At 46.9% G+C, this 26,541-nt stretch carries 16 protein-coding genes; 7 read left to right on the forward strand and 9 right to left on the reverse strand.

Annotated features, from left to right (window positions below; genetic code table 11):
- Positions 1-60 precede the first annotated feature (60 nt).
- Positions 61-1,473 carry an APC family permease gene (locus LZZ85_RS22600; RefSeq protein WP_237875640.1) on the reverse strand — a complete coding sequence of 471 codons (1,413 nt, stop codon included), beginning with the start codon at positions 1,471-1,473 and terminating at the stop codon, positions 61-63.
- A gap of 693 nt (positions 1,474-2,166) precedes the next feature.
- Here LZZ85_RS22600 and LZZ85_RS22605 point away from each other — a divergent pair.
- Positions 2,167-3,456: an OmpA family protein gene (locus LZZ85_RS22605; RefSeq protein WP_237875641.1), complete on the forward strand. Its 1,290-nt coding sequence runs from the start codon at positions 2,167-2,169 to the stop codon at positions 3,454-3,456.
- Between the two features lie 182 nt (positions 3,457-3,638).
- Here LZZ85_RS22605 and LZZ85_RS22610 read toward each other — a convergent pair whose 3' ends face one another.
- The 6 genes from LZZ85_RS22610 to LZZ85_RS22635 all read right to left on the reverse strand — a co-directional run bounded on the left by LZZ85_RS22610 (position 3,639) and on the right by LZZ85_RS22635 (position 16,265).
- Positions 3,639-5,264: an ABC-F family ATP-binding cassette domain-containing protein gene (locus LZZ85_RS22610; RefSeq protein ID WP_237875642.1), complete on the reverse strand. Its 1,626-nt coding sequence runs from the start codon at positions 5,262-5,264 to the stop codon at positions 3,639-3,641.
- 214 nt (positions 5,265-5,478) lie between these two features.
- Positions 5,479-8,871, reverse strand: a complete 3,393-nt coding sequence (locus tag LZZ85_RS22615) for a zinc-dependent metalloprotease (RefSeq protein WP_237875643.1) — start codon at positions 8,869-8,871, stop codon at positions 5,479-5,481.
- Positions 8,872-9,336: 465 nt separating this feature from the next.
- The gene (groL, locus tag LZZ85_RS22620; RefSeq protein WP_237875644.1) at positions 9,337-10,974 is read right to left on the reverse strand and encodes a chaperonin GroEL; all 1,638 of its coding nucleotides are present in this window, start codon (positions 10,972-10,974) and stop codon (positions 9,337-9,339) included.
- An 85-nt stretch (positions 10,975-11,059) separates the two neighbouring features.
- On the reverse strand, positions 11,060-11,341 hold the full coding sequence (locus LZZ85_RS22625) for a co-chaperone GroES (protein WP_237875645.1): 282 nt from the start codon (positions 11,339-11,341) through the stop codon (positions 11,060-11,062).
- 275 nt (positions 11,342-11,616) lie between these two features.
- On the reverse strand, positions 11,617-11,985 hold the full coding sequence (locus LZZ85_RS22630) for a response regulator (RefSeq protein ID WP_237875646.1): 369 nt from the start codon (positions 11,983-11,985) through the stop codon (positions 11,617-11,619).
- Positions 11,986-12,017: 32 nt separating this feature from the next.
- Entirely contained in the window at positions 12,018-16,265 is a 4,248-nt protein-coding gene (locus tag LZZ85_RS22635) for a PAS domain S-box protein (protein WP_237875647.1), read from the reverse strand.
- 184 nt (positions 16,266-16,449) lie between these two features.
- On the opposite strand from LZZ85_RS22635, the gene nusB reads away from it, so the two are divergent.
- From nusB to coaE, 4 genes are all read left to right on the forward strand, one after another.
- Positions 16,450-17,394 (forward strand): transcription antitermination factor NusB, encoded by a 945-nt coding sequence (gene nusB / locus LZZ85_RS22640; RefSeq protein WP_237875648.1) that lies wholly within the window; start codon positions 16,450-16,452, stop codon positions 17,392-17,394.
- A 63-nt stretch (positions 17,395-17,457) separates the two neighbouring features.
- Positions 17,458-17,901, forward strand: a complete 444-nt coding sequence (locus LZZ85_RS22645) for a DUF1573 domain-containing protein (RefSeq protein WP_237875649.1) — start codon at positions 17,458-17,460, stop codon at positions 17,899-17,901.
- Positions 17,902-17,918: 17 nt separating this feature from the next.
- Entirely contained in the window at positions 17,919-18,263 is a 345-nt protein-coding gene (yajC, locus tag LZZ85_RS22650) for a preprotein translocase subunit YajC (protein ID WP_237875650.1), read from the forward strand.
- 117 nt (positions 18,264-18,380) lie between these two features.
- Positions 18,381-18,971 carry a dephospho-CoA kinase gene (gene coaE / locus LZZ85_RS22655; RefSeq protein WP_237875651.1) on the forward strand — a complete coding sequence of 197 codons (591 nt, stop codon included), beginning with the start codon at positions 18,381-18,383 and terminating at the stop codon, positions 18,969-18,971.
- Positions 18,972-19,133: 162 nt separating this feature from the next.
- On the opposite strand, the gene LZZ85_RS22660 is transcribed toward coaE, so the two are convergent.
- Positions 19,134-19,790, reverse strand: coding sequence for an acyl carrier protein (locus tag LZZ85_RS22660; RefSeq protein ID WP_237875652.1), 657 nt, complete (start codon positions 19,788-19,790; stop codon positions 19,134-19,136).
- Positions 19,791-20,100: 310 nt separating this feature from the next.
- Here LZZ85_RS22660 and LZZ85_RS22665 point away from each other — a divergent pair, with 310 nt between their 5' ends.
- Positions 20,101-20,925 carry a class I SAM-dependent methyltransferase gene (locus LZZ85_RS22665; RefSeq protein ID WP_237875653.1) on the forward strand — a complete coding sequence of 275 codons (825 nt, stop codon included), beginning with the start codon at positions 20,101-20,103 and terminating at the stop codon, positions 20,923-20,925.
- Positions 20,926-21,539: 614 nt separating this feature from the next.
- Here the strand turns inward: LZZ85_RS22665 and LZZ85_RS22670 are convergent.
- Positions 21,540-22,730: a pyridoxal phosphate-dependent aminotransferase gene (locus LZZ85_RS22670; protein ID WP_237875654.1), complete on the reverse strand. Its 1,191-nt coding sequence runs from the start codon at positions 22,728-22,730 to the stop codon at positions 21,540-21,542.
- 559 nt (positions 22,731-23,289) lie between these two features.
- On the opposite strand from LZZ85_RS22670, the gene secDF reads away from it, so the two are divergent.
- The gene (gene secDF, locus LZZ85_RS22675) at positions 23,290-26,376 is read left to right on the forward strand and encodes a protein translocase subunit SecDF (RefSeq protein WP_237875655.1); all 3,087 of its coding nucleotides are present in this window, start codon (positions 23,290-23,292) and stop codon (positions 26,374-26,376) included.
- Positions 26,377-26,541: the final 165 nt, after the last annotated feature.

Consider the following 26,541-nt stretch of genomic DNA (forward strand, 5'->3'; position numbering starts at 1 on the left):
ATTTTCAATTTACGAAATATCGCCTTTAACGACCTGCATGATAGGGAACAGTTGTTGAGTTTATTTTGTTTTTCTTCTCAGATAAAAATAAAGAGGAATACCTGACGCGGTGAGTAAGAGGCCGAGCAATGAGTTAATGACCGGCTGACGATGATTGATATAATTGCTGATATCATTCCAGACAGTCACAATTAGATAGAACAAAGAGAACAGGATAAATAAAAATGGAAGCACAGGATAACCCCACGATTTATAAGGAAGCGTAGTTCCTGTCTTTTTTTTACGGAGCATGAATATTCCCACCGCACCCAGGGCATATGCGATCCAGGTAACAAATACGAACATGTCTGCCAGCATATCAAATGATCCCGTAATGATAAAAAGACAGGTCCAGGCGGCATGAAGCCAGAGTGCGTTTCCCGGGGTGAGGTAAGTCTTGTGTGTTTTACCGGCCCAATGGAAAAAGTTCCGGTCATGTCCCATTGCATACGTCACCCGTGCAGTGGTCATCAGGTTGCCATTGACCGCTCCCAGTGTACAGATCACAATAAAGACGGCAATGACCAGGCCGCCGGTATGTCCCCACGCGGCCTCAATCGCATCAGCGGCAACAAGCGAAGAGGTACTCATTTTCTCAACCGGCAGGATATAGAGATACGCCTGGTTGATCAATACATACACGATCATACAGATCAACATCCCCGTGATCAGGCTGCGGGGAATATTCTTTTGCGGATCTTTGATCTCTCCCGCCACAAACGTAATGTTGATCCATCCGTCATATGCATAGAAAGCACCAGTCATCGCGACGACGATCGCACCTATCATGTTGTCCGGAAGCTGTGCATTATTATGAAAGAAATTCGCCACATCCCCTTTACCGGAGAAGAGCAAGCCGCCGATCAGGATCGCGATCACCGCCAGTTTTAGCACTGTGGAGATCACCTGGAATCCATTCCCTGCTCTCGCACTTCTGTAGTTGAGCCAGGTAAATGACAATACAAGCAATACTGCGACTGATTTTATGCCTATATCCTGCAATGGGAAAAGATCTCCGATCAACGGAATATGCAATCGCGCAGCAGCAATGGTCGATTCATCAAAATAAGGAAGGTGCAAAAAGTAATTGGCATAACGCGCACATACAAATGCAATTGCTGCAACTGCCGCTGTATTGATCACTGCGAGTGCGGACCAGCCATAGAGGAACGCGGTAAAGTTCCCAAAGATCCTGCGAAAGAAAACATAGATCCCTCCCGTTTCAGGCATTGCGGCCCCAAGTTCCGCATAGATCATTGCGCCGCTTAATGAAAGCAGACCGGCAATTACCCACACTACTGTAAGTAATACGGGCGACCCGAGTTGCGCAGCCATTGCGGCCGGTTTGATAAACACCGCTGAGCCGATAATACTTCCGGCAATGATCGAGGTGGCCGACCAGAAACCGATCTTTTTTGAAAGAGTTGATGGCATTGTTCCCGGAAGATAGGGTGAAAGAAGTTTGAAAATGTAAAAGTTTGAGAGTTTAGAACCCGGAAGCTTTGAGCAGTTTGGATTGCCAGATCCGCGAACTAAAAAAAAGCTCCGTCTTATCAGACGAAGCTTTAACGATTTGCTTCTGGTTTCAACCTGAATACTCAATTACTCGAATATACCTACGGCCCGGACATAAGATCTTTCCCGAAGGATTAACAGGTAAAGGAAGGAAATGGATTTCCCAGAATCACAATGGTAAGAGCGATGGTCGCAAGACCAAATTAACAAGAACATTTCTGAAAAACAAGAGTAAACACCTATAAAGTTATTCATAGCCTATACACCTTTTGTGGTCTTCTCCAAACAGTAAGGAAGGGCCGAAAACAATAGGCCTTGATATGCCGGGATGCATCATTTCAGCCCAGTCCGGTGGCAGGATCCCGCTCGCTCCGCATCCGCTATGTTGTCAATCTGCAAGGTATGGTATCGGGACGCCTGGTGATGATGTTGTCACTGAAAGCACAAAGGCTATCGTCCTTCTGAGGGTTCAACACACAGCAAAAACCCTGGCCACGAACCAATATGAATACTAATATTTTTTTCTCTCTTTTTTAAAACGTCTACCTTACTGCATACCCAATTTCCCCTTTCCTCCAGCCCGCCTTCTCTTAATCATTTAAACGGTCTCATATGCCATTCAATCTGATTGATGCCGCGAAGAATATGATCCCACAGGATCTTATTACGAAGGCTGCCGGTTCCGCAGGTGAAAGCGAGCAGGGTATCTCCAAAGCGCTTACGGCGGCCATCCCTGCAGTTTTAATGGGCCTGCTGGGCAGAAATGCCTCCGGAGGGTCTACCGCCCTCCTCTCCATAGTAAAAGACGCCGCGGGCAACAATGCCTGGAGTAATATGAACAGCCTGCTTGGAAATACGGGAAGCGGGGGACTTGGCAGCACGGTTATGGGCTGGCTGCGCTCTTTGTTTGGTGACAGGCTGGGAAAGATCACCGATGCAGTTGCCGGTTTTGCGGGTATAAAATCATCTTCCGCAAGCACCGTTCTGAACATGGCAGCACCCGCCACACTAGGGTCACTGGGAAAATATGTGCAGGAAAATAACCTCACCGCGGCGGGGTTAAGCTCGTTTCTCCAAAGTCAGCAATCCATGATCCTCGGTTCTGTTCCTGGGGGAATGGATATTGCCGGCACACTTGGCATGCCCGGGATCATCACGTCCGGCGAACATATCACCGCTTCTTTCCCAACCCACAGAGCGGCAGAGACAGTGAAAAAGACCAATGCATGGATCTGGTTGACTACTTTACTCGTGGCCATGCTGCTGATCTGGCTTTTAAGCGGCAGAAGCTGTAACCAGCAAAAACTGGCTTCGGGTATTCCGGTCATTGCTGTAGATACTCCTGTTGCAGCCCCTCCGGCCGTTGCCACACCCACGTACAGATCAACAGGGATCATCGACACTGTATCCGGTGACTTTGTTTATGATCAGGGTGAAGACATTGTGATCAGCCTGCCCAATAATACCGGTGATCTCAAAGCCGGTAAATGGAGCACTGAAGCAAAGCTGGTTGAATTCCTTACTAATTCCTCCGCCAGAATTGATGAGAAAAATGGCAATTGGTTTGACTTCACCAACGTCCGCTTTAAAACCGGCGGAACCGTTATGACAACGTCTTCTTCCACCCAGTTACAGAACCTTGTGATGATCCTCCGCGCCTTCCCAAACGCCGTGTTCAAGATCGGAGGCTATACTGACAATACGGGTGATGCAGAAAAAAACCTGCTCCTCTCCCAACAACGTGCAGACTTTATTACCGCAGAGCTTATACGTCTCGGAGCCTCCCGTTCCCAGCTCACCGGCTCCGAAGGGTATGGAGACAAATACCCAGCAGCCGATAATGAAACCGCGGAAGGCCGTGCAATGAACAGACGGGTAGCCGTGAATGTGAAAGCGAAGTAACAGAGACAAATCTGTCAGACGAAGCTTCTGAGAGATCTGTTTGCCAAACCATGCCTTCAATAAATGTTTAAAATACAGAAGCCTTCTGATGTCAGAAGGCTTCTGTATTATTTGAACATATCTAAATTCGGTGCCTCTCTTTCAGACTTCGCTAAAGCGTCGTCAGACAGGATCGCCATCACTTATTTGTACATCTCCTCCTTCAACCCTTTCACTCTCTCATCGGCCAGGTACTCATCGAATGTCATCAGGCGATCAATAATGCCACGGGGAGTAAGTTCAATGATACGGTTTGCTACCGTTTGCATGAAGGTATGGTCATGGCTCGTCAATAATACGATGCCCTTATAATCTGTACATTGTTCGTTGAAACTTTGAATGCTTTCAAGATCAAGGTGGTTGGTTGGCTGATCGAGCAGGATCACGTTAGGGTTCTGCAGCATCATACGGCTGAGCATACAGCGCACTTTTTCACCGCCACTGAGAACGTTTGTTTTCTTTAATACATCATCGCCACTGAACAACATCTTGCCAAGGAAGCCACGCAGGAATGGTTCATCCACATCTGTTACGTGTGGTGGAACAAACTGGCGCAACCAATCCATCAGGTTCACATCACCGCCAAAGTACTGGCTGTTCTCCTGCGGAAGGTAGGCGTGGGTAACAGTACTGCCCCACTCATAAGAGCCGCTGTCAGCTGTCATCTCTGCATTGATGATATCGAAAAAGTTAGTAACAGCGAGGGGATCACGGCTCAGCAAAGCGATCTTATCGCCTTTATTAACGGTAAATGTTACATCTTTGAAAAGCACACGGCCATCAACGGAAGATGTAAGCTTCTCCACGTTCAGGATCTGGTTGCCTACTTCTCTCAGTTGCTGGAAGATGATACCCGGATACTTGCGGTAACTTGGTTCGATCTCTTCGAGGGTAAGTTTTTCGAGCGCTTTCTTACGGGATGTAGCCTGCTTGCTTTTTGATGCGTTCGCACTGAATCGCGCGATGAAGTCCATCAAAGCCTGGCGCTTCTCCTCTACCTTCTTATTTTTATCATTCACCTGGCGGGCCATCAGCTGTGACGACTGATACCAGAATGTATAGTTACCTGTAAACACTTTTACTTTCTGGCGGTCAACATCGGCAACGTGGGTACAAACCGCATCAAGGAAGTGACGGTCGTGGCTCACTACGAGTACAATGTTCTCATAATCTGCAAGGAAGTTTTCCAGCCACGCGATCGTTTCGATATCCAGGCCGTTCGTAGGCTCATCAAGCAACAGGATGTCCGGATTACCGAACAATGCCTGCGCAAGCAATACACGCACTTTGAAGGTAGATGGGATATCTTTCATTAAGGCCTGGTGAAACTCTTCTTTTACACCCAGTTCACTGAGAAGCATTGCGGCATCGCTCTCGGCAGTATATCCACCCATTTCACCAAATTCACCTTCCAGTTCACCTGCACGCAGGCCATCCTCTTCTGTGAAATCAGCCAGGGCATAGATCGCTTCACGCTCCTGCGCCACTTTCCACATCCTGCTGTGGCCCATCATTACAGTATTCAGTACCGTCTGCTCGTCAAACTCAAACTGGTTCTGTTTCAGGATCGCCATGCGCTCTCCCGGTGTGATATCGATCGAACCTTTATTAGGTTCAATCTCACCACTTAATATTTTAAGGAACGTACTCTTTCCGGCGCCATTTGCTCCAATCACCCCATAACAGTTCCCTTTTGTGAAATTAATATTCACATCTTCAAACAAAACCCTTTTACCATAGGCCAGTTTGAGATCTCTTACGCTGATCATTATTGTTACTGATTTTGAAGCCGCAAAGGTACGGCATAAATGTGAAAAAGAGGGATTCGTTGTTCGTTGTCCGTTGACGGTTGTCCGAAGTGATCCACAGGCGTTAAGATATAAGCTTAGTGCGGGGTCTGAGGCTCGGGTCAGCGGTCAGCGTACAACGAAAAAATGCCGCCCATTCCGGGCGGCATCTTATAGCAGGTTGGTATGTTGGGACTTAGTAGATCATCACCTTGCTTTCGGTGATCTTTTTACCTGAGCCATCGCCTATAACCACATAGTAGATGCCTCTGGCCTTTCCGTTCAGATTGATGCTGTGGAGGGTATAAGGACCGTTCACGTTGAGCTGTGTGCTGTAGACCTGCTGTCCACGGGTATCGTAGATCGCAAGGGTCTGGCGGCCCGCTGCCCCGGTGCTGTTATAGAATGATACGGTAAATGTGCCGTTATTCGGTGTCGGATAAATGAACAGGTTACTGCTGGCTGTCGCGCCGATCGTCAATACATTCGATTCATTATTGCAACCAGTTGTCGGATTGACAATGCTCACTTTATAGTTACCGACTTCCACCGAATCCACCAGGTAGCTGACCCCGGTAATTCCAGGAAGCACCTGGTCATTCCGGGTCCAGGTTATATTGAATCCGATTGGCGCAGGGTTGATCGCTGCATTAATGGTGGTGGTCTGCCCGGGCTGCAGATCGGTCAGCGGTGTCGCTGTCAGCTGTACGGTTGGTCTTGCATTCACCGTAAGCGTCGCGGCATTCGTTGGAGTGGTTGCCGTGCATGTGGCATTGGACAGCAATGCGCGATAGCGGTTGTTGTTCATTGCACTGGTTACGCTATTAACGGCTAATGTAGCGGTAGTCGCACCGCTGTAGGCGCCGCCGTTGGCGATATTAGCGAACGAGTTACCGCCATCCGTGCTTACCTGCCACTGATAGATCACCGCTATGGTACTTGTACCTGCCGCGGTAAACGTCACATTGCCCGTTTCGCAGATCGTAACGCCCGCAGGCTGTGCAGACACGACAACCGGCGCAATTACCGTGAGGATCGCCGCGCTTGAATTGATGCTTTGTGAGCAGGTACCATTCACCTGCACACGGTAGCGGCTATTTGTCTGAGCAAGCTGTGCCGACGTAATGGTGTAAGTTGTACCGGTATTTACTCCCGGAGCTGGCGCATAGGTATTTCCACCGTCAACGCTTACCTGCCACTGATAGCTCACTGCATTGGTTGCTGTCACGGACAAAGTTGTATTGCTGTTCAGACAGGTGGATACAGACTGCGGCTGCGCTGTTACAGCGGGCGGTATCTGTGACTCTACGTTGAAGGTCAGCACCCGCGTTTTCTGCATGGCGCCAGCCGTACCCGTGATCGTGACAGTGTAGGTCTGGCCTGCTGTAAGCAGATTGGTATTGTTCAACGTAACAACCGATGTGTTACCAGGTGCTACGGGGTTAGTGCCAAACGTTATCGTTGCACCTGCCGGGAGATTATTCTGTCCCAGCGACAATGTTACCGGAGTATTGAATCCCAGTGTTGCCGTAGTACCGAGCGTCACATTTGAAGTGGTCTGCTGACAGGTAACGTTTACAGCAGCTGGTGTGGTGAAATTGAATTCAGGTCCGGTGATCGCGAAGTTTACATCCGATATATCAAAGAAGATATTTCCCACAGCTTCCACTTTAATACGTGCGGTTGTGCTTGTATTCGCCGGAAGAGTAACATTATGCGTGCCATCATTGGGTGTACTGGCTACCAATTCCTGGAAAGTAAATCCGCCGTCATAAGAAATAGAAATTTTTACATTCAGACAGCTGACCGGTGTAGTATTAGTATTGTTAACACTCCAGGTGATAGTTTGAGTAGTTCCGGCCCCCCAGGATACTGCAGTATTGGGGCTGGTTACGGCAAATGGTCCGGCGTTAGCGGCAACAGCCAGCAGCATATCGGCATCGCGTGTATTTCCGCCAGCTGGATGATTATCTCTGACGGTTAAACGGAAGACCAGGTTTCGCCCGATAGTTGGCAATTTTTCCCAGGTCCCCACATTCTGATTGTTGAGGATTGTGCTCAACTGGGGAAAAGTGCGGCTCGGTGAAGTACTGTATGGCATCGACCGGAATAAAGGTCCGGCTGCTGTGCCGGGATTGATCGAGGTTTGGGCAGAAGTTGCAGAGTTAAATTGTTCCCAGGTATAGGTAAGTATATCTCCAGGATCCGCATCTGAACCACTTCCGGTCAGGGTGAATGGCGTTGCCCTGGGGATAGTATAATCATTTCCGGGAATTGCAATGGGGGTATTGTTGCCTGTGGAAGTCACAACAGCACATCCGCCACCTGTTGCACCTTTTACGTAATCAGTTACCTGCTGGATGCTTGCCGCATGAAAATAATCATCAGAATGATCCTGCACATCACTCATCGGGGTGATCCCGGCATATCCCATGATCGTACTTCCACTGCCCGGTTCCATTTGTACGCCGGAGCCTTCAAAGTTATGAGAGAAAGTATGGTTCGCCCCGAACTGATGCCCCATTTCATGAGTAGTAAAATCCACTACGAAAGGATCCCCTTCGGGAATAAAATGTGAAGTAAAAGCTCTTCCTTTCATGCCTTCTTTACAAACACAGGCAATACAACCTGCATTACCATTGTTATTGGCCGGGCTTGATTCGCGGTGTACCAGGTGGCCGATATCATAGTTGTTTGTGCCGATCACCGCGTCCAAATTGGCCTGACCGTTCAACGTGGATGGCCATGGATCAGTTACCGGATCAAGATAGATCACGAGATCGTTAGTTGCGATCAGGTTCATGTGAATACCGAAGTCGCGTTCATATATTCCATTTGTACGAACCATCAACGTTACCATTGCTGCAAGCACTTTTGCCCTGCGTACTGCATCGTTTGCTTCTGATCCGTTGAGGAAGAACTGTGCATATTCACCGGTACAACCCAATGCAAGGCGGTAGGTGCGCAGCTTCGCATCATCTGCACCACGGCCGGTTGATCCCGCGGGAGGAGCCGGCACATCAAAACTTGAATTATCAGCCGATTCCTGAGTGAGACAGCGAAATTCTTTTTTATAGTTAACAACGTCTTTACGGGAGAAGATCACATAGTATTTACCATCGCGGTCTACCGGGTCAATGTACATCGTTTTTTTGTCGGCACTAAGAACCATGGCGTGAAAGCCGCGGGGAGAAAAATCGAAGTGAACAACAGAACCCGGATCATCTATACCCTGGCCAATATAAGTCTTGATGTCAGGATATTTAGCAGCAAGAACAGGATCCATCACAACGGATTCCACCGCCCTGAATCTTTCAGGAATTCCGTCAGAATTAGGAATGGTGATAATAAAGGCTGATTTATCCGCTGCCACCAGTTCTCTTTTGGGAGCACGTTTCAACGCTTCCTGCATTACAGGCTCGTCCAATTGAAATATTTTATACGCTACAGGTTTGTAACGGCCGCCTGCGAACAGATCTTTTCCCAGTGCGCTTTCACTGACTTCTTTCCATTCACGTTGTGCAAACAGCACAGACGAGCAGATCAGCAATACCAGGAATAAAAATGCTTTCGGGTAGAACTTCCTCATAAACATCAGAAATTGGTTAGGGATTATCAACTAAAAATATTGATATTTCCCTGTCCGCGCAAAAAAGAAAATCCGGGGACTGGGGAGGGAAAGTGGGAGAAATGGGAGGGATAAAAGTTTAATAGTTTAAAAGTTTAAGGGTTTAATAGTTTAAGGGTTTGAAGGTTCAATAGTTAAAAATAAAAACCGCCCCGGATCGGGGCGGTTTTTTATAGAGCTTTAAGGTTATATTGGTTTAAATCGGGGTTGTGTGTCTGAAACAACTTTTAAACCTTCTAAACCTTGCTTTGAACTCCCTTCAGATACAATGGAAAAACCGCCCCGGACCGGGGCGGTTTTTTATAGAGCTTTAAGATTATACTGGTTTAAATCAGGGTAGTATGTCTAAACAACTTTTAAACTTTTAAACCCTTAAACTTTTAAACCTTTTAAACCTTGCTTTGAACTCCCTTCAGATACAAAGGATTAGTAACCCATTCCACCCATATCAGGAGCGCCATGAGAATGCGGAGCTTCTTCTTTTTTAGGTTTGTCAGCGATCACACATTCAGTGGTGAGCAACATACCAGCGATAGAAGCGGCATTTTCGAGAGCGATACGAGTCACTTTAGTAGGATCGATAACACCCGCTTTCAGCAGGTTCTCGTATACTTCAGTACGTGCGTTGAAACCGAAATCGTTCTTACCTTCTTTTACTTTCTGGATAATGATAGAACCTTCGAGACCTGCATTACCAACGATCTGGCGCAGTGGCTCTTCGAGGGCTCGTTTCACGATAGCCATACCGGTTTGCTCGTCTTCGATCTGGCCTCTTACTTTTGCTTCCAGGCTTTCGATAGCGCGGATGTAAGCAATACCACCACCTGGAACGATACCTTCTTCAACCGCAGCGCGTGTTGCATGAAGCGCATCATCCACACGATCTTTTTTCTCTTTCATTTCAACTTCTGTAGCAGCACCTACGTACAGTACAGCAACACCACCAGCGAGTTTAGCCAGGCGCTCCTGCAGTTTTTCCTTATCATAGTCAGAAGTAGTGTTTTCTACCTGAGCTTTGATCTGGTTAACGCGTGCAACGATCTCAGCTTTTTTGCCTTTACCGCCCACTACAGTTGTATTGTCTTTATCGATCGTTACTGAAGAAGCCTGTCCGAGTTTGGTCAGATCAGCATCTTCCAGTTTGTAACCAAGTTCTTCGCTGATCACAGTACCTGCAGTCAGGATCGCGATATCATTCAGCATTTCTTTACGACGGTCACCAAAGCCAGGAGCTTTAACAGCTGCAACTTTGATCGTACCGCGCAGTTTGTTGACTACGAGCGTAGCGAGTGCTTCGCCTTCGAGATCTTCAGAGATGATCAGTAAAGGACGGCCGCTTTGCGCAACTTTCTCCAGGATGTGGAGGATATCCTTCATGGAAGAGATCTTCTTGTCGTAGATCAGGATGTATGGGTTCTGCAGTTCAGCTTCCATTTTCTCGCTGTTCGTAACGAAATAAGGAGAGATATAACCGCGGTCGAATTGCATACCTTCTACTACTTCTACAGTAGTGTCTGTGCCTTTTGCTTCTTCAACAGTGATCACACCTTCTTTACCAACTTTACCGAACGCTTCAGCGATCAGTTTACCGATAGTATCATCGTTATTGGCAGAGATAGTAGCCACCTGCTGGATCTTTTTGCTGTCGCTTCCTACAGTCTGGCTTTGACCACGGAGGTTTTCAACAACCAGGCTAACTGCTTTGTCGATACCTCTTTTCAGGTCCATTGGATTGGAACCCGCTGCTACCATTTTCAGTCCTTCGCTGATGATAGCCTGTGCCAGCACAGTGGCAGTGGTAGTACCGTCACCTGCGATATCTGCAGTTTTAGACGCTACTTCTTTCACCATCTGAGCGCCCATATTTTCGATAGGGTCTTCCAGTTCGATCTCTTTGGCTACAGAAACACCGTCTTTAGTAACAGCCGGTGCACCGAATTTTTTCTCGATTACCACGTTGCGGCCTTTTGGACCGAGGGTAACTTTTACAGCGTTGGCCAACACATCCACGCCTTTTTTCATCTTATTTCTTGCTTCAATATCGAAGAAGAGTTGCTTTGCCATGTTATGATTTTTTGTATTTGTGTTTTAGCTCTTACAATAAAAGCGGAGATGCTTTTATCAATTACTTTCAGACAAATTGCCCTGGTTAAACGATAGCCAGGATGTCTGATTCTCTCATGATCAGGTATTCCTGACCTTCGATCTGGATCTCTGTTCCGGCGTATTTGCCATAAAGAACAGTATCACCTGTTTTTACGGTTACAGGCTCATCTTTTTTGCCTGGGCCTGCAGCAACAACCACACCGCGCTGGGGTTTCTCTTTAGCTGTATCGGGGATGATGATACCGCCGGCAGTTTTTTCTTCAGCCGCCGCAGCTTTCACAATTACCCGGTCATGCAATGGGGTAATGTTTACTTTCTTAGCCATAATTGTATTGATTTTTGATGTTTTGTTTTTTATCAAAAAATGGATGGCGAAGGTACGCGAATAATATGCCACTTGACGGAAAAGCGACATTTTTTCATTTTGGGAGGGATTGAGTGGCAGGAAATAAGGGTGATTTCTGACGGGAATGCCTGGAATATGCGGTTAAATATAGACAGATTGGCGTATGAGGTATTGCAGCTAACACAAAGAAACCGCAAAGGACGCAGAGAATTTTCTTTGCGTCCTTTGCGGTTTATGCGCGTTTTTCGGCGGTGCTAAGCCTTTTTATTCACCGCTTCTGTGACGATCGTCTCCAATTCGCTGATATCAAACGGTTTCTGAAGCGAATAATCCGCCCCAGCTTCCGCAGCCAGCTCCGTTACATTATTGTTCGCTGTAAAAAAGATCACGGGAATGTGACTGAATTCAGCCGAATTCTTTACCAGTCTTGTCGCTTTAACACCTCCGATATCCGGGATCCAGTTGTCCATCAGGATCACATCCGGTTTATGTGTTGCGATGTCATCGATGATCTCTGTGCACTTATCCCTGATCACCACCTCAAAATTTTTGGCTGTAAGGATCAGGGCACAAACTTCCAGAAGATCCATGTCGTCGTCGTAGATAATAATCTTTTTGCTCATCAGTCTAACCTTATTGCGGGGATAAATGTATACTATTTTTCAGCAACGGGTAAACGGAAATAAAAGCAGGCCCCCTTTTCTTCATTCCCTTTCACCCCTATCTGTCCGCCGTGACGGCGGATGATCTCGGCAGATATATATAATCCTATGCCAAATCCCGAGACCCGTATATTGTTCGGATCGGCCCGGTAGAAACGTTCGAAGATCTTTTCATATTCAGCGGGCCGGATGCCGATCCCCCTGTCCTCGATCGTTACCACAGCCTCTTCACCTTCGCGGAATACACGAAGCATCACTTCCTTCTCATCCGGGGAATACTTCACCGCATTGTTCAGCAGGTTGGTCAGCACCTGCATGATCTTCTCCCTGTCCGCATTTATAAAAAGCGGATCAGCTTCAGCATGCAGGGAAATGGCATAGGCGGGAGCAACAAGCTGGATATCTGCCACAGCTTCCGCCACGATCTCCTGAACGGAGAAGAGTTCTTTTTGCAATACCACCTTGTCTGCCTCGATCTTGGAAAGATTCAGGAAATCGCCCACCAGCTTGCTCATCTTATTCACCTGGTTCTCTACCTTGGTAAGTGCATTTTTCAGAAATGCATCATCCGTTTTCTGGTAAGTGCTCGCCAGCAGCTGAGTGTATGCTTTAATAGATGTGATCGGCGTTTTCAGTTCATGACTTGCTACCGCAAGGAATTCATTTTTCCTGATCTCATCCTGCTTGCGCTCGGTGATATCCATGATCGAGCCGGCATAACCGGCAAAATTCCCTGACTGATCATAATACGGGTAACCTTCAGAATATGCCCACCTCACAGATCCATCTGCTCTTTTAAACCGATATTCGGCAACAAATTTATCGCGATGCTCCCGCTTCCGCTGGAATACATGCATTACTGTTTCGCGGTCTGCTTCGAGAAGCGTCTGGAACCAGCCATGCTCATATAATTCAGCATGCGAGATGCCTGTCCATTTGATCCAGGTATCGTTCACAAAAGTATTCCTTCCGTTCTCGTCAGTCATCCACAGGCCAACTGGTGATACGTTGGATATCGTTTTAAACAACAGCTCGCTTTGCTGAAGACGTTCGTTGAATTTCTTTTCCTCATCAATATCCATACAGGCGCTGATGAAGCCGATGAACTTTCCGCTGATGTAGCGCGGTACTGCATTATCTGAGATCCAGCGGTAAATGCCATCATGCCTGCGCAACCTGTACTCCGTATAAAAAGCAGCCTGATCGCGGTAAGCCTGGTTATACGCGGTAACGACTCTTTCAAGATCATCGGGATGAACACATTTCTGCCATCCTTCACTACGCTCTTCATCAATGGAATGACCGGTAAAGTTAAGCCAGGTCGCATTGAAGAAATCGAGGAACTTATCTGAGCCTGACATCCAGATCATCACCGGGGCACTGTCGGCAACAAGCTTAAACCGTTCTTCACTTTCCTGCAGTGAAATGAACGCCATCTTTTGCTCTGTGATGTCCTGTAATGTACCCATCATTCTTTCCGCCACTCCTTTCTTATTATAGAAGAGTTTGCCTCTTGCCCTGATCCAGCGGGTTTCGCCTGACCGGGTAATGATCCGCATTTCAAGATCGAGCCGTCCCGTTTTCAGTGCTTCCGTCATTACCTGATCGCGCTTGGTCCGGTCATCCGGATGGATCCGTTCCAAAAGTTCCGCGTGCGTCGGTTCTTCTCCGGGGCCAAAGCCAACGATCTGCAAATAGCGGGGCGAGTAGGTAGGCTGCCGTGTGAACAGGTTCAGCTCCCAGGTACCAAGTTCGGTGGCTTCCAGCGCTATGTTCAATCGCTGCTCGCTTTCCTCCAGTATTCTCGATGCATTTGTTTCTTCGGTTACATCCTGGATGGTCCCAAGCATCCGCAATGGTTTATGCTGCTGATCAAAAATGACGGAGCCATTTGTTTTGATCCACCTCACGATACCATCATTTCTGATGATGCGTGCTTCATAAAAATAGGTGCCGGTTTCCATGGCGTGGGCAAATGCCGGTTCAACGATATTCTTCGCATCCTCCTGCACCACGCGCGAGCGCAGGACCTGATGAGAGACCTGTTCATCGCGGGGATAACCGAATATTTCTGCAAGACGTGGGGTATGGATGATCTCGCGGGTTACGAGATTAAGGTCCCAGGTAGCAAGACCCGTTCCTTCTGCCGCAAGCCGAAGACGCGCTTCTGCATCTTCCACTTTATGCCGCGCTTCCACTTTTTCGGTCACATCACTCACGGTGATCATGATCCCTGATATCGTACCATCCGTTTCAAAAAGCGGCGCGTATTCGTAATCCAGGTAGAACTTCTTCATGCCATCAGCCCCCTGCACAAACGCCAGCGATTCGTTCTCACGATGAGCTTTTCCGGTACGCCTGACCTGGCGAAGCAGCTCGGCATATTTCTGATCATTCAGTTCAGGAAAAACTTCCAGTGCTTTGCGTCCCATCACCTGGTCTTCTGAAAGACGCCAGATATTATTCAGCAGTACTTCATTGGCCACTTCGATCACAAATTCAGGCCCGCGGAAGATGGTCATGGCGATCGGCGATTGCATGACCATTCTCCTGAACTCTTTTGCAGATTCTGTAACAGAGTGTTTGGCTTCCACCTGTTCTGTCACTTCATTCGCCACCACGATGATACCGGTGATGGCTCCATTCAGTTCCTTCAACGGCTGATACACAAAATTGAAATAGGTCGTATCAACCCTGCCATGCCGTTTGATATTTACCTTGAATTCATTACCATAATAAGGGATGCCTGTTTGAAGTATGCCCATCAGCAAAGGCTCCACAGCCTGTCTTACTTCCGGCAATGACTCATAAAGGCTTTTTCCAATGAATTCATCCCTTGTTCTGTCGACTATCTGGAGATAAGTATCATTTGCCAGTTCGGCAACCATATCACTGCCTTTGAGGATGGTAATACCAACAGGTGCCTGCATCACGAGTTCACGGAACTTTTGTTCACTTTCCTGCAAAGCCCTGAACAACACTTTCTGTGCGGTGATCTCCCGGGCGATCTTCGAAGCGCCTATGATCCGGCCTGCCGCATCTTTGATGGGAGAGATCGTGAGGGAGATCTCTACAGGCTCTCCGCTTTTTTTGATCCTGATCGTGTCAAAGTGTTCGATCCGCTCCCCTTTTCTGATCCGTTCGATGATATGCGGTTCCTCCTCCATCCTGTCTGCCGGGAAAAGACGGGTTACCGGGGTTCCGATCACTTCTTCTTCAGCATACCCGAATAGTTTTACAGCTGCGGGGTTCCAGCTGATGATCGTGCCGTTAAGATCTTTTCCAATGATCGCATCATCGGTTGAATGAATGATCGCGCTGAGAATAGCCGCATTCTTTTCCGCATTCTTACGCTCGGTAATGTCAATGATCGCATTGAGGCCGCCGGAAATTTCCCCGGACTCATTCAGGAACAGCTGAGGGTGATCAAGTATAATATGGATAGAGCCATCGGCATTCTGCAGCATGATCTCTCTTTCGTCGGGAATCTTTCCCGTTCTCAAAGCCCTGGCCATCGGTGAATCTTCCGGCGGAATATACTGACCATTTTCGCCTGTCATCTTCCAGGCGGCTGTCCAGCGATCTACCCCCGTCCGGAATTCCCGTCCGAAAAGCTGTGCCGCTGCTTTATTGAATTGCGTAATGTAGCCGTCTTTATTGCAGGCATACATGGCGACCGGCGAATTTTCGATCAGCCTTCTATAATGCGTTTCGCTTTCAGCCACACGTTGACTGAGAACCGCCCTCGGCGTCACTTCCACAGCAGTGATGATCACGCCGGTGGCCTGCCCTTCATGGCTGAGATAAGGATTATAATTGAATGTGTAGTATCGTTCTTCGACCACGCCATTTCTTTGCTGTCTTACCAGGTGTTCATAATCGCTGTACGCGATCCCGGTCTGATAAACGCTTTTCACGATTTGAATAAAGCCTTCGCTCAAAGTAGGCGGAAGAATGTCCTTCAGTTTTCGGCCGTTTGCATTACCCGGTAAGCCCAGGATACTCAACAGGGCCTCATTGGCCGCCGAAATGATCATATCAGGTCCTTTGAGCAATCCGATCGCCACGGGCGATTGGGCGAAAAGACCATTGATCTCTTCTAAAGGAACAGCAGCATTATCCGGCGCAGGAGTTTGCGATGATGAAATATTATCCGGTGGTTGTTGCATGAACAAAAAAATCGAATAGCTTGTAAATGAAACGGGTACAAAAGCGGCCATAAGATCAGTCAGATCAGGCATAATTCCAAACTGACTTTCTCAGGTTCCTTTCAACTGATTTTAAAGTTACAAACTGCTAATGGTATCTGATTGGCAAAATTGTAATTATCTGCCGGAAAATCAGCTATAAAGGGCAAACCCTGTAAATGTGGGTTTAATGGAAGCCGGAAACTCCTATCTTTGCGGCTTCAACAGTTCTTAAGCAATGATCAGTAGAAGAAATATCCGGGTAAAAGTGATGCAGACACTCTACACGCTGGACACAATGGAAACACTCCTGAAACCCGGGGAGCCGCAGAAAATGCTGCAACAGCATTTTAACCAAACCCGTTCGTTACTCGTTTATCTCACCTGGTTCCTTACCGATGTGGCGCGCTATGCAGAAACAGAAGCGCATAAAAGGGCCAGCAAACATTTACCATCCGCAGAAGATCTTAATGTGAACACCAAGATCGCCGGAAACGAATTGTTATGGAAAATGCTGGAAGATCCCGCATTAAAAGAGCAGTTTTCCAAAGAAAAGCCTGAACTCACCCATCGCCCCAAACCAGGCGAGAATACCGATATGGTCCGCGAGATCTATCTCAACCTGGTAGCAACGCCAACCTATCAGGCATATATAGCTACACAGGCCAGAGAAAAAGCTGACGAAAAAAAGATCATGGAGTTTATACTGAATGATCTGATGCTCGCTAACGAATCTTTCATTTCCCATATAGAAGAAAACTTCTCCAACTGGAGCGATGATGGTGAAATGGTGGTGCAGCTTCTGGCCGCCTATATCCAGAAACCCGGCATCCACAATTTCAACGAACTGGTCAGCGCCGACAAGCTGGAATTTGCCAGAACTCTTCTCCGTACCGTGCAGGAGAAAGCAGAACATCTTCAGGAGATCATTGTTCCGAAACTGAAGAACTGGGATCCTGAAAGGATCGCGCAGCTGGATATGATCCTGATGAAAATGGGTGTATCCGAATTCCTCTATTTCGAAACCATTCCTCCAAAGGTTACGATCAACGAGTATATTGATCTCGCAAAAGACTACAGTACCCAGCAGAGCGGTCAGTTCGTCAACGGGATCCTGGATAATATCCATAAAGAACTGGTACAGGAAGGGAAAATGCATAAGGTCGACTATAAAAAAGCTTAGGGAAGACATCCTGTACAGCTTTAGTCCGTTACACTTACCTTTGCCACCTCTTAATTCTAACAGATGAAAAAAATATCAATACTACTGGTTGTTGCGGCAGGATTGTTTGCCTGTCAGAGTGCCGACCAGAAAGCTGCTCCTGCCATGAGCATCGACGCAAAAGATGCGGCTAAAAAAGATACAGCAAATTATACCACTATTCAATGGCTCGATTCGACTTTCAAAGATCTGGGAAAGATCAAAGAAGGTGAAACGGTAGAAGTTAGTTTCCGCTTCAAAAACTCGGGCGATAAGAACCTGGTGATCACAAATGTGTATGCAAGTTGCGGATGCACTGTTCCTGAAAAGCCAGAGAAGCCTTATGCTCCGGGTGAAGAAGGCGTGATCAAAGCGAAGTTTGACAGTCGCGGCCGCCCAAAAGGCGAACAGCGGAAAACAGTTTTTGTTGATGCCACTACTGCACCAACGCAGCAGCATCAGCTCAATTTTAAAGTAGAAATCGAATAAATCTAAACTAGAACAGAATGAATCAGATCTTTTTCTTGCAAGCGACTCCTGCCGGTCAGGGAGGTTTTCCAGTTCAGTTGATCTTCCTTGGTGGAATGATCCTTGTATTCTGGCTTTTCTTTATCCGCCCCCAGGCAAAACGTGCAAAGAACCAAAAGAAGTTTATTGAAGATCTTCAGCCAGGCGACAAAGTAGTTACTATCGCAGGTATTCACGGAAAGATCAACCGTGTTAACACGGAAGACAACACCCTGAACATCGAAGTAAGCCCGGGCAGCTATATCAAAATTGAAAAATCGGCTATCAGCCAGGATTGGACAGCGGCGTTGAACAAACCGGCTGCTATATCTGACAAAAAATAAGACCTAACAGTCAAATTAAAAAGTCAAAAGTAAAAATTAACCCCGCTTGACTGTTGAAGACTCTTTCAGGCGTTAAGCGGGGTAATTTTTACTTTTGACTTTTTAATTTACCTACTCATGATCAAGATCGGCTTAACAGGCGGCATTGGCAGCGGTAAAAGCACCGTTGCACGCATTTTTGAAGTGCTTGGCGTGCCTGTCTATTACGCAGACGATGCAGCGAAACGGGTCATGAATGAGAATGCTGAAGTCAGGCAAAACCTGATCAAACATTTCGGCAATGAAAGCTATACGGCTGAAGGATTGCTGAACCGCGCTTATATCTCTTCGCAGGTTTTTGGGAACCCGGAAAAACTTGCGTTGCTTAATTCGATCTCGCATCCCGCCACCATTGCCGACTCAGAACAATGGATGGCCAGGCAGACAACTCCTTTCGCGATCAAAGAAGCTGCTTTGCTGTTTGAAAGCGGTTCTGCCGGCAGTCTCGACTATATCATCGGGGTATACTCCCCTACTCCATTACGGATACTGCGTACCATGCATCGTGACAATATCTCCCGCGAAGATGTTTTACAAAGAATGAAACGCCAGATCAGTGAAACGGTGAAAATGAAACTGTGTGATTTTGTGGTGGTGAATGATGAGCAGGAGTTGCTGATACCGCAGGTGGTGGGGTTGAGGGAGAAGTTTGAGGGGTTAATAGTTTAAGGGTTTAATAGTTTAATTGTTTAATAGTTTTTGAGATAGTGTCTTAATCGTAGACGCCGGCAAGCTTTCTCCTGAATTGAGTGATAGTTGACGTGACCATAATTCTGCAGTTGCAGTCGTTACTTTAGTGGTACGGGAATAGTCTTCAGACGCTGATTACAACTAATCAATTCCCAGATCATCTCCTATCTTTTTCCCTGGGGTTACCTCTTCCAGATCAAGCCCTGCCTTATCCGCAATAATGTAGTTGACCACCAGTTCCATTTCCTGTCTGTTTATTCCTTCTGATTTCGCAAGTTTCTTATAATTCAATGCAAGTATCTGTTGTGTAAAGTCTCTCATCGTTCCATTACTGATCTCCGTTCGTTTCTGATTCAATAATTCGGAAAACAAAGAGGTAGCAACAATACCGGCAACCGGCAGCAAAAGCATCCAATTGCTGTAATTGAAGAAGAAGATCAGGGTGAGTGAGGTGAGCAGACCGCCGGCGATCGAAGCAAAGCCAACACCTGTCAATAACGTCTGCCATGATCTCTCCAGTACCAGATCCGGCAGATCAAGATCCGTATCTGCTGAAAACTGCAGATACTGCTGCCGCCGGTTCCTGCGCGGGTATTCAAACTTCTCCGCAAAAGATCTCCGCAGGATATAGAACAATCTCTGTGACCGGCATATGCTGTTATGCCTCCCGGAAACATGCCGCCATACTGTACTATGGAAATCTCTCACCGTCAGGATCTGCTGCGCTTCCTGGTCGGGGATCTTAATCCCGAAAGTATCTTCCACTTTCATCAGTATTTCAACACTGTCAAGTCCCATGTGATTTTTTTTGAGTTCGATCAGGTGCTCAGATCAAAGCTGGTCGCTGGTGGCAAGCCACAATGAAGCGATGGGCGGTCTTCATGGATGGTATGGTTTTGGCAAGTTTGATGACTGACGGCGCAGCTTTGGGTTTGATAGAGCACTCTAATAAAGCAAAAATTGGTGGCATTTGCAACAGTGAACGAAAAGGAGTATACTAGACGATCAGAAGCTGAATCAGCATTTCCGGGCTTCGTTTACTTTTGATACTGACTCTAACCATCAGACTGCCCAAAAGAGTAATGCATAATTGTAACGCGAGAAATCTATGAGTGACAATTCTACAAAAAATGTGGCTGCTGATCTTCCCGCAGAAACGGCCATTCACTATGATCAGTTCTTTGGTCCGTTCTACTTTGAACCGTATGCTATCGAAATCGCAAACCGGATTGATATACCGCAAGCTTCTGTTATACTTGAAATTGCTGCCGGAACAGGCCGTATCACCCGGCATATCCGTGAAAGGATCTCTCCCGCTGCCAAACTGATCGCGTCAGATATCAGCGGGGATATGCTGGCTGTCGCTAAAAAGAAATTACGCGATTCCACTATCGACTGGCAGATCATAGATGCGCAGCAACTTCCATTCGATGATGGTAGTATCGATGTAGTTGTTTGTTGCTTCGGCTACATGTTTGTTCCTGATAAACCAAAAGCCTTTGCAGAAGTGAGCCGCGTATTAAAGACCGGAGGTCAGTTTTTATTTACCACCTGGGATAAGCTGGAAAATAATGCGGCATCCTTTTGTGCAAGATCCATCGCCGCCAAATATCTGAACAGGCCGGTGCCTGCATCCTATAATCTTCCCACGTCCATGCATGATGAAGCCGGCATACAAACATTATTAAAGGAGGCTGGCTTTTCAAAAATGTCCATTGAAAAAAAGCAACTAGACGCTGTTTCTGCGACAGCGAAAGAAGCGGCAGCTGGTCTTTTAAAAGGCGGAGTATACGATGAGATCAGAGCCCATGATCCGTCCGCCATAGAAGAGATAAAAATCAAGCTGGAGAAAGAGCTGACGGAAAAATTTGGCGGCGCGCCAATGATCGCGCCAATGAGTGCGTTGATCTGCGAAGCATGGAAACAACCCTGATAATCTCCTTACCGGCCATCATTTGAACCTTACCTCGGTCTAACCTTGCGAAGCTCCTGGCCTTCCACCGATCCGTTTACAGTGAATGAGGTCCACCTGAGCATGTACTGCAAAAATGCAGGTTTACCTGTTTGACCGGAGGCAGATCGTATACCTCCTGATAAGTTGACGCGGAGCAATTCTTAATGCCAGCATATAAGCAAAGTACGTTGGAAGTACAGCGGAAGTAGAGAGACACTATATAGAGACTAGATATGAGTCTCGCTAACATCAGGGCAACATCAGGACAGCATCAGGTTAACATCAGGAAAACATCAGGAAAATATCTGGGAAACATCAGGAGAATTTCCGCATAATATCAGGGAGATATCCCGTCAGGATGATCTATTAGTAAGGATTTGCTCAAACCATCAAATGATGCCCATGCCAGCCCGTAGATCTATTTCAATTTACAAAAATCACGGCTAATGTTGAAATCAACTTCTCATAGACGATAAAAAAACATAGTCTTAGATCCGATGATGACTGTTGTCCTGCAAAAGTTGGATGATGATAAATAGAAATCCCCGGTCAGGCCGGGGATTTCTATTTATCATCATTTCATTGATCGATCATTATTTCAATGAAGCCAGCGCCTTTGAGATCCTCGCCCAGGCTTCTTCGATCTTCTCCATGCTGTTCGCAAAAGAAAATCTCACACAATCAGGATCGCCAAACGCCTCACCCATTACAGAAGAAACGTGTGCAGTGTTCAATAAATACATACAAAGATCACCTGAAGTATGGATGGTTGTTTTGCCATCAGACTTGCCGAAATAGTAACTGATATCCGGGAAGATATAGAAGGCTCCTTCAGGAGCTGAACATACAACACCCGGGATATCTTTGATCAGTTCCATGACGCGTGCACGTCGGCGGGTGAATTCTTTTACCATATCCATTGACGGACGGAGATCAGTTGTCAGGGCAACAACAGCCGCTTTCTGGGTAATTGAAGATGTGCCGCTGGTGAACTGTCCCTGAAGTTTCTCGCATGCTTTTGCAATGGCAGGATCCGCAGCGATATAACCAAGTCTCCAGCCGGTCATTGCAAAACCTTTACTCAGGCCATTCACGATGATGACGCGGTCTTTAATGTCTTCGAACTGCGCAATGCTTTCATGCGATCCTACGAAGTTGATATACTCATAGATCTCATCAGAGATGATCTGGATGTTCGGATGTTTGCGGAATACATTTGCCAGGCCTTCAAGTTCTTCCTTGCTGTATACAGCGCCGCTTGGGTTACAGGGTGAAGAGAACAGGAAAACTTTTGTGTGCGGGGTGATCGCAGCTTCCAGTTGCTCTGGAGTGATCTTGAAACCTGATTTCGCTGTTGATTTGATCTCTACCACACGGCCACGTGCGATCTTCACGAGTTCGCTGTAAGTAACCCAGTAAGGAGTCGGGATCAGCACTTCGTCATTATCATCAACGAGCGCAAGGATCACGTTCGCAAGGCTTTGTTTTGCTCCGGTTGAAACAACAATATTCTCTGGCTTGTAATCAAGATTATTATCGCGTTTGAACTTTGTGCAGATCGCTTCACGCAGATCGAGATATCCCGGCACTGGTGTATAATGGCTCCAGTTATCATGGATCGCTTTTACCGCGGCTTCCTTGATATGTTCGGGCGTATCAAAATCGGGTTCACCTAAGCTGAGATCGATCACGTCGATCCCCTGTGCCCTTAATTCACGGCCGAGTTTAGCCATTTTCAGGGTCTCTGGTTCATTGAAGCGCTGCAGCAGCGATGATAATTGCATGTCTGAGTTATTATGACGGTAAATGAATAAAAGATCTGAGTTGAACTTGAGCGGGAGCAGGTTTAAAGTTTCAATGTTTAACTGTTTAAAAGTTATGTACGGTTCTTAGGACTTTTAAATTCTTAAACTTTTGAACCATTGAACATTCTTCCCGAAGCTTGTCTCTATCTATCGAATACGCGGACGCAAATGTAGGAATTTGAACGAATCGAATGATTATTTAAAAACTGTTTAACCAAATTGTGATATAAGTGATAAAGTATGTGGATAAGCGGTGGTGATATGTCATACCCCTGTTTTTTCACTGCCTTTTTTGCAGTTGGTATACAGCTTTCTGACCAACCTGCAGGATGCTTTTCAAAAGCAAGTTGTACACGGGTGTGAATTAAGGATATGTAATAGTCTGGAAATCATTAAGATACAGGCTTTCTGTAGCTCTATAAATGCTCTAACACTGTATACCTTAAAACATTATCTTTGCCCTCCTTAAAAATCCCTGACTGCTTTACCCGCCTGCCATAGCGGAGTAAAGAACCGAAAAAACGTAAATGAACAAAGTATGCAACTGAAAGGTTTGGTTCGATTTTTTACGATCCTGCTTATTATCTACTCACTCTACCAGCTGTCTTTCACCTGGTTTGTGCGTAATCACGAGAAAAAATTAGAGGCTAGTGCCAACAGCTACATTAAAGTCAACCATCCTGAAGCGAAAGACGAAGAAAGGGACAGACTGTATAATGAGAGGCTGAACCGTCTTAAAGACAGCACCAAGGACGAAACAGTAACTTATGGCATTACTGGTGCGATCAGCTACCAGAAAGCAAAATCAGAAGAACTGAATCTCGGTCTCGATCTCCAGGGCGGTATCAACGTAACGCTTGAAGTGGAAATGACAGGCTTGCTGAAAACACTGGCGAACAACTCCAAAGACCCTAACTTCCTGAAGGCGCTGGAAAATGCCAACGTCAGAAAAGGTAACAGTGACGCGAATTTCATCACTCTCTTCACAGAAGAATACACGAAACTCGCCGGCGCAAATCAAATGTCAGGTTTGTTTGCTGCTGCAAATAAAGAAACCATCAAAGTTGGTGACAATGATGCCAAAGTAGCTTCTGTGTTGCAGGAGCAGGCAAAATTCGCCTTCGATAACACCTTCCGTATCATCAGTACGCGTATCGATCAGTTTGGTGTCGCACAACCAAGTGTGAACCCTGACCGTGACCGTGGCATCATCTCTGTTGAGCTGCCGGGTATCCAGGATAAAGAGCGTGTAAGAAGGATCCTGCAGTCCACCGCCAACCTCCAGTTCTGGGAAGTGTACAACATCCTCGAACTTGATGCAAGCATCGTTAAAGCAGATGGCATCTTCTTTAACATGATGGGTGGAAAAACGGTAGATACTACTGCAAAAGCATCAGTTGATACAACAAAGGTTGATACATCTGCCACTGCAAAAGTTGATACAAGCCTTGAGTTTGATAAAACGGCCGATACAGCAGGTAAAGCCGCGATCGCATCTGCAGACGAGCAGGATGCAACAAAAAGACTCGGTAACTATATCCAGTTCATTCCTCCTCAACAAGGCCAGAACGGACGTCCGCTGTTCTCTCCTGCGATCGGTTATGTTGCTATCAGGGACACTGCACTGGTTCGTTCTTACCTGAACACTCCTGCGATCAAAGCCAGCTTCCCCGCTCAACTGAGCTGGATGTTCGGGATCGCTGAGCGTGACAAGAAAAACAACCTCAACAAATTCGTTCCTTTATATGCGATCAAAACTTTTGGTCGTGAGCGCGCGAAGATCGAAGGTGATGCGGTAAGCTTCGCAGCGATGGACTTCGATCAGAGCGGTAAACCGGAAGTTCGTATGACCATGACGGCTTCAGGTGGACGTGACTGGGCTAAAATGACCGGTGAGAACGTTGGTAAACCTATTGCGATCGTACTCGACAATATCGTTTACTCGGCTCCCAATGTAAACGGTGTAATTGACGGCGGTACTTCCCAGATCAGCGGCGGATTCAGTGTGGAAGAAGCACAGGATCTGGCAAACATGCTGAAGATCGGTAAACTGCCTGCTCCTGCCAAGATCGTCGCAGAACAACAAGTTGGTCCAACCCTCGGTGCTGAAGCGATCAAAGGCGGTATGATGTCGTTCGCGATCTCCTTCTTTGTGATCTTCGTCCTGATGCTGATCTATTATAACTCAGCTGGCTGGATCGCTAACATCGCCCTTATCCTGAACCTCTTGTTCACCGTTGGTGTACTGGCGGGTCTTGGTGCAACACTTACCGCTCCGGGTATAGCCGGTCTCGTACTGACCATCGGTATGGCCGTGGATACAAACGTACTTATCTATGAAAGGATCAAGGAAGAGCTGACCCGCGGTAAAAGCTATCAACAGGCGATCACTGAAGGTTATAAGCGTTCCCTGCCTCCTGTACTGGATGGTCACATCACTACCCTTCTGACAGCGATCATCCTGTTCTATTTCGGCCTTGGACCGGTAAAAGGTTTCGCAACCACACAGATCCTCGGTCTGTTGCTTTCCCTGTTCTGCGGTATCATGGTGAGCCGTTGGGTGAGCGATATCTTCCTGGCCAGAAAGAAAGAGCTGAAATACTTTACGAATGTATCTACCCGTGTATTCAAACACGCGAAGTATAAATTCATCGAATTCCGTAAAACAGCTTATATCATTTCTTTTGTTGTACTGGTACTGGGTGTCATTTCCCTGTTCAACGGATTTGATTATGGTGTTGAATTCGATGGTGGACGTAGTTACACTGTCCGTTTCGACAAGAATGTAGCAAAAGAGATCGAGACGATCCGGGAAGAACTGAAAGCAACATTTGATGGTGAGAATACACAGATCAAAACAGTAAGTGATACCCGTACACTGGATATCATTACTCCTTACCTGATCAAAGACACAAGACCTGAAGTTGATTCGATCGTTGAAAGAAAGCTGTTCGAAGGTTTGCAGAAACACCTTCCGGCGAACTATACATTTGAGAACTTTGACAATGCGGAGCACAGCCAGACAGCTGTTGGCCGTATCGCATTCAAAAAAGTATTGCCGACGATCTCTGACGACCTGAAAAGAGGTGCGGTGAAAGCGACCGTATTTGCGATCTTCGTGATCTTCCTTTATATCTTCATCCGTTTCCGTGACTGGAGATACTCGCTTGGAACGATCATCGCATTGCTGCATGACGTACTCGTAACATTAATAGTGTTCTCTTTTGCGCGCAGTATCGTTCCATTCCCACTGGAGATCGATCAGCACTTTATCGCAGCCCTGCTGACGGTGATCGGCTTCTCGATGAACGATACGGTGATCATCTTTGACCGTATCCGTGAAGACAGAAGACTCTATCCTTCTGCTCCACTTGCGGAAACGATCAACCGTGCGATCAACGAAACCCTCAGCCGTACGATCATGACCTCACTGACCGTGTTCCTGACCATCCTGATCCTGTTCCTGGTAGGTGGTGAAGTAACCAGAGGTTTTGCCTTTGCGATGCTGATCGGTGTTGTAACCGGTATCTATTCTTCTGTGTTCGTAGCGGCACCGGTGCTGCTTGATCTTGGAAGTGGTAAGAAGAAGGCGGCGGCGCCTAAGGCCGAGAGTGTTAAAAGCTAATTGAAGAGTTCTTCTATAAACTAAAAGCCCCCGGAGATTTGTCCGGGGGCTTTTAGTTTATAGCGGTTTTTGTAGGAGTTTGGGAGAGGGAGTTGAATGCTTGGTTGTTGCCGGGCGGGCAAGGCGCTTTTTTTTTGGGGGGGTGCGAAGACTCTGTTTACGTTT

The organism is Terrimonas ginsenosidimutans, assembly GCF_022012415.1.
In the GTDB taxonomy this organism is placed as follows: Bacteria; Bacteroidota; Bacteroidia; order Chitinophagales; family Chitinophagaceae; genus Terrimonas_A; species Terrimonas_A ginsenosidimutans.

What these genes read in the sequence shown, in the direction of transcription:
- LZZ85_RS22610 (WP_237875642.1), bottom strand. Translation starts at nt 5,264, where the DNA reads ATGATCAGCGTAAGAGATCTCAAACTGGCCTATGGTAAAAGGGTTTTG.
- LZZ85_RS22625 (WP_237875645.1), bottom strand. Translation starts at nt 11,341, where the DNA reads ATGGCTAAGAAAGTAAACATTACCCCATTGCATGACCGGGTAATTGTG.
- yajC (WP_237875650.1), top strand. Translation starts at nt 17,919, where the DNA reads ATGAATCAGATCTTTTTCTTGCAAGCGACTCCTGCCGGTCAGGGAGGT.
- nusB (WP_237875648.1), top strand. Translation starts at nt 16,450, where the DNA reads ATGATCAGTAGAAGAAATATCCGGGTAAAAGTGATGCAGACACTCTAC.
- secDF (WP_237875655.1), top strand. Translation starts at nt 23,290, where the DNA reads ATGCAACTGAAAGGTTTGGTTCGATTTTTTACGATCCTGCTTATTATC.
- LZZ85_RS22645 (WP_237875649.1), top strand. Translation starts at nt 17,458, where the DNA reads ATGAAAAAAATATCAATACTACTGGTTGTTGCGGCAGGATTGTTTGCC.
- LZZ85_RS22660 (WP_237875652.1), bottom strand. Translation starts at nt 19,790, where the DNA reads ATGGGACTTGACAGTGTTGAAATACTGATGAAAGTGGAAGATACTTTC.
- groL (WP_237875644.1), bottom strand. Translation starts at nt 10,974, where the DNA reads ATGGCAAAGCAACTCTTCTTCGATATTGAAGCAAGAAATAAGATGAAA.
- LZZ85_RS22665 (WP_237875653.1), top strand. Translation starts at nt 20,101, where the DNA reads ATGAGTGACAATTCTACAAAAAATGTGGCTGCTGATCTTCCCGCAGAA.
- LZZ85_RS22615 (WP_237875643.1), bottom strand. Translation starts at nt 8,871, where the DNA reads ATGAGGAAGTTCTACCCGAAAGCATTTTTATTCCTGGTATTGCTGATC.
- LZZ85_RS22635 (WP_237875647.1), bottom strand. Translation starts at nt 16,265, where the DNA reads ATGCCTGATCTGACTGATCTTATGGCCGCTTTTGTACCCGTTTCATTT.
- LZZ85_RS22670 (WP_237875654.1), bottom strand. Translation starts at nt 22,730, where the DNA reads ATGCAATTATCATCGCTGCTGCAGCGCTTCAATGAACCAGAGACCCTG.
- LZZ85_RS22600 (WP_237875640.1), bottom strand. Translation starts at nt 1,473, where the DNA reads ATGCCATCAACTCTTTCAAAAAAGATCGGTTTCTGGTCGGCCACCTCG.
- LZZ85_RS22630 (WP_237875646.1), bottom strand. Translation starts at nt 11,985, where the DNA reads ATGAGCAAAAAGATTATTATCTACGACGACGACATGGATCTTCTGGAA.
- coaE (WP_237875651.1), top strand. Translation starts at nt 18,381, where the DNA reads ATGATCAAGATCGGCTTAACAGGCGGCATTGGCAGCGGTAAAAGCACC.
- LZZ85_RS22605 (WP_237875641.1), top strand. Translation starts at nt 2,167, where the DNA reads ATGCCATTCAATCTGATTGATGCCGCGAAGAATATGATCCCACAGGAT.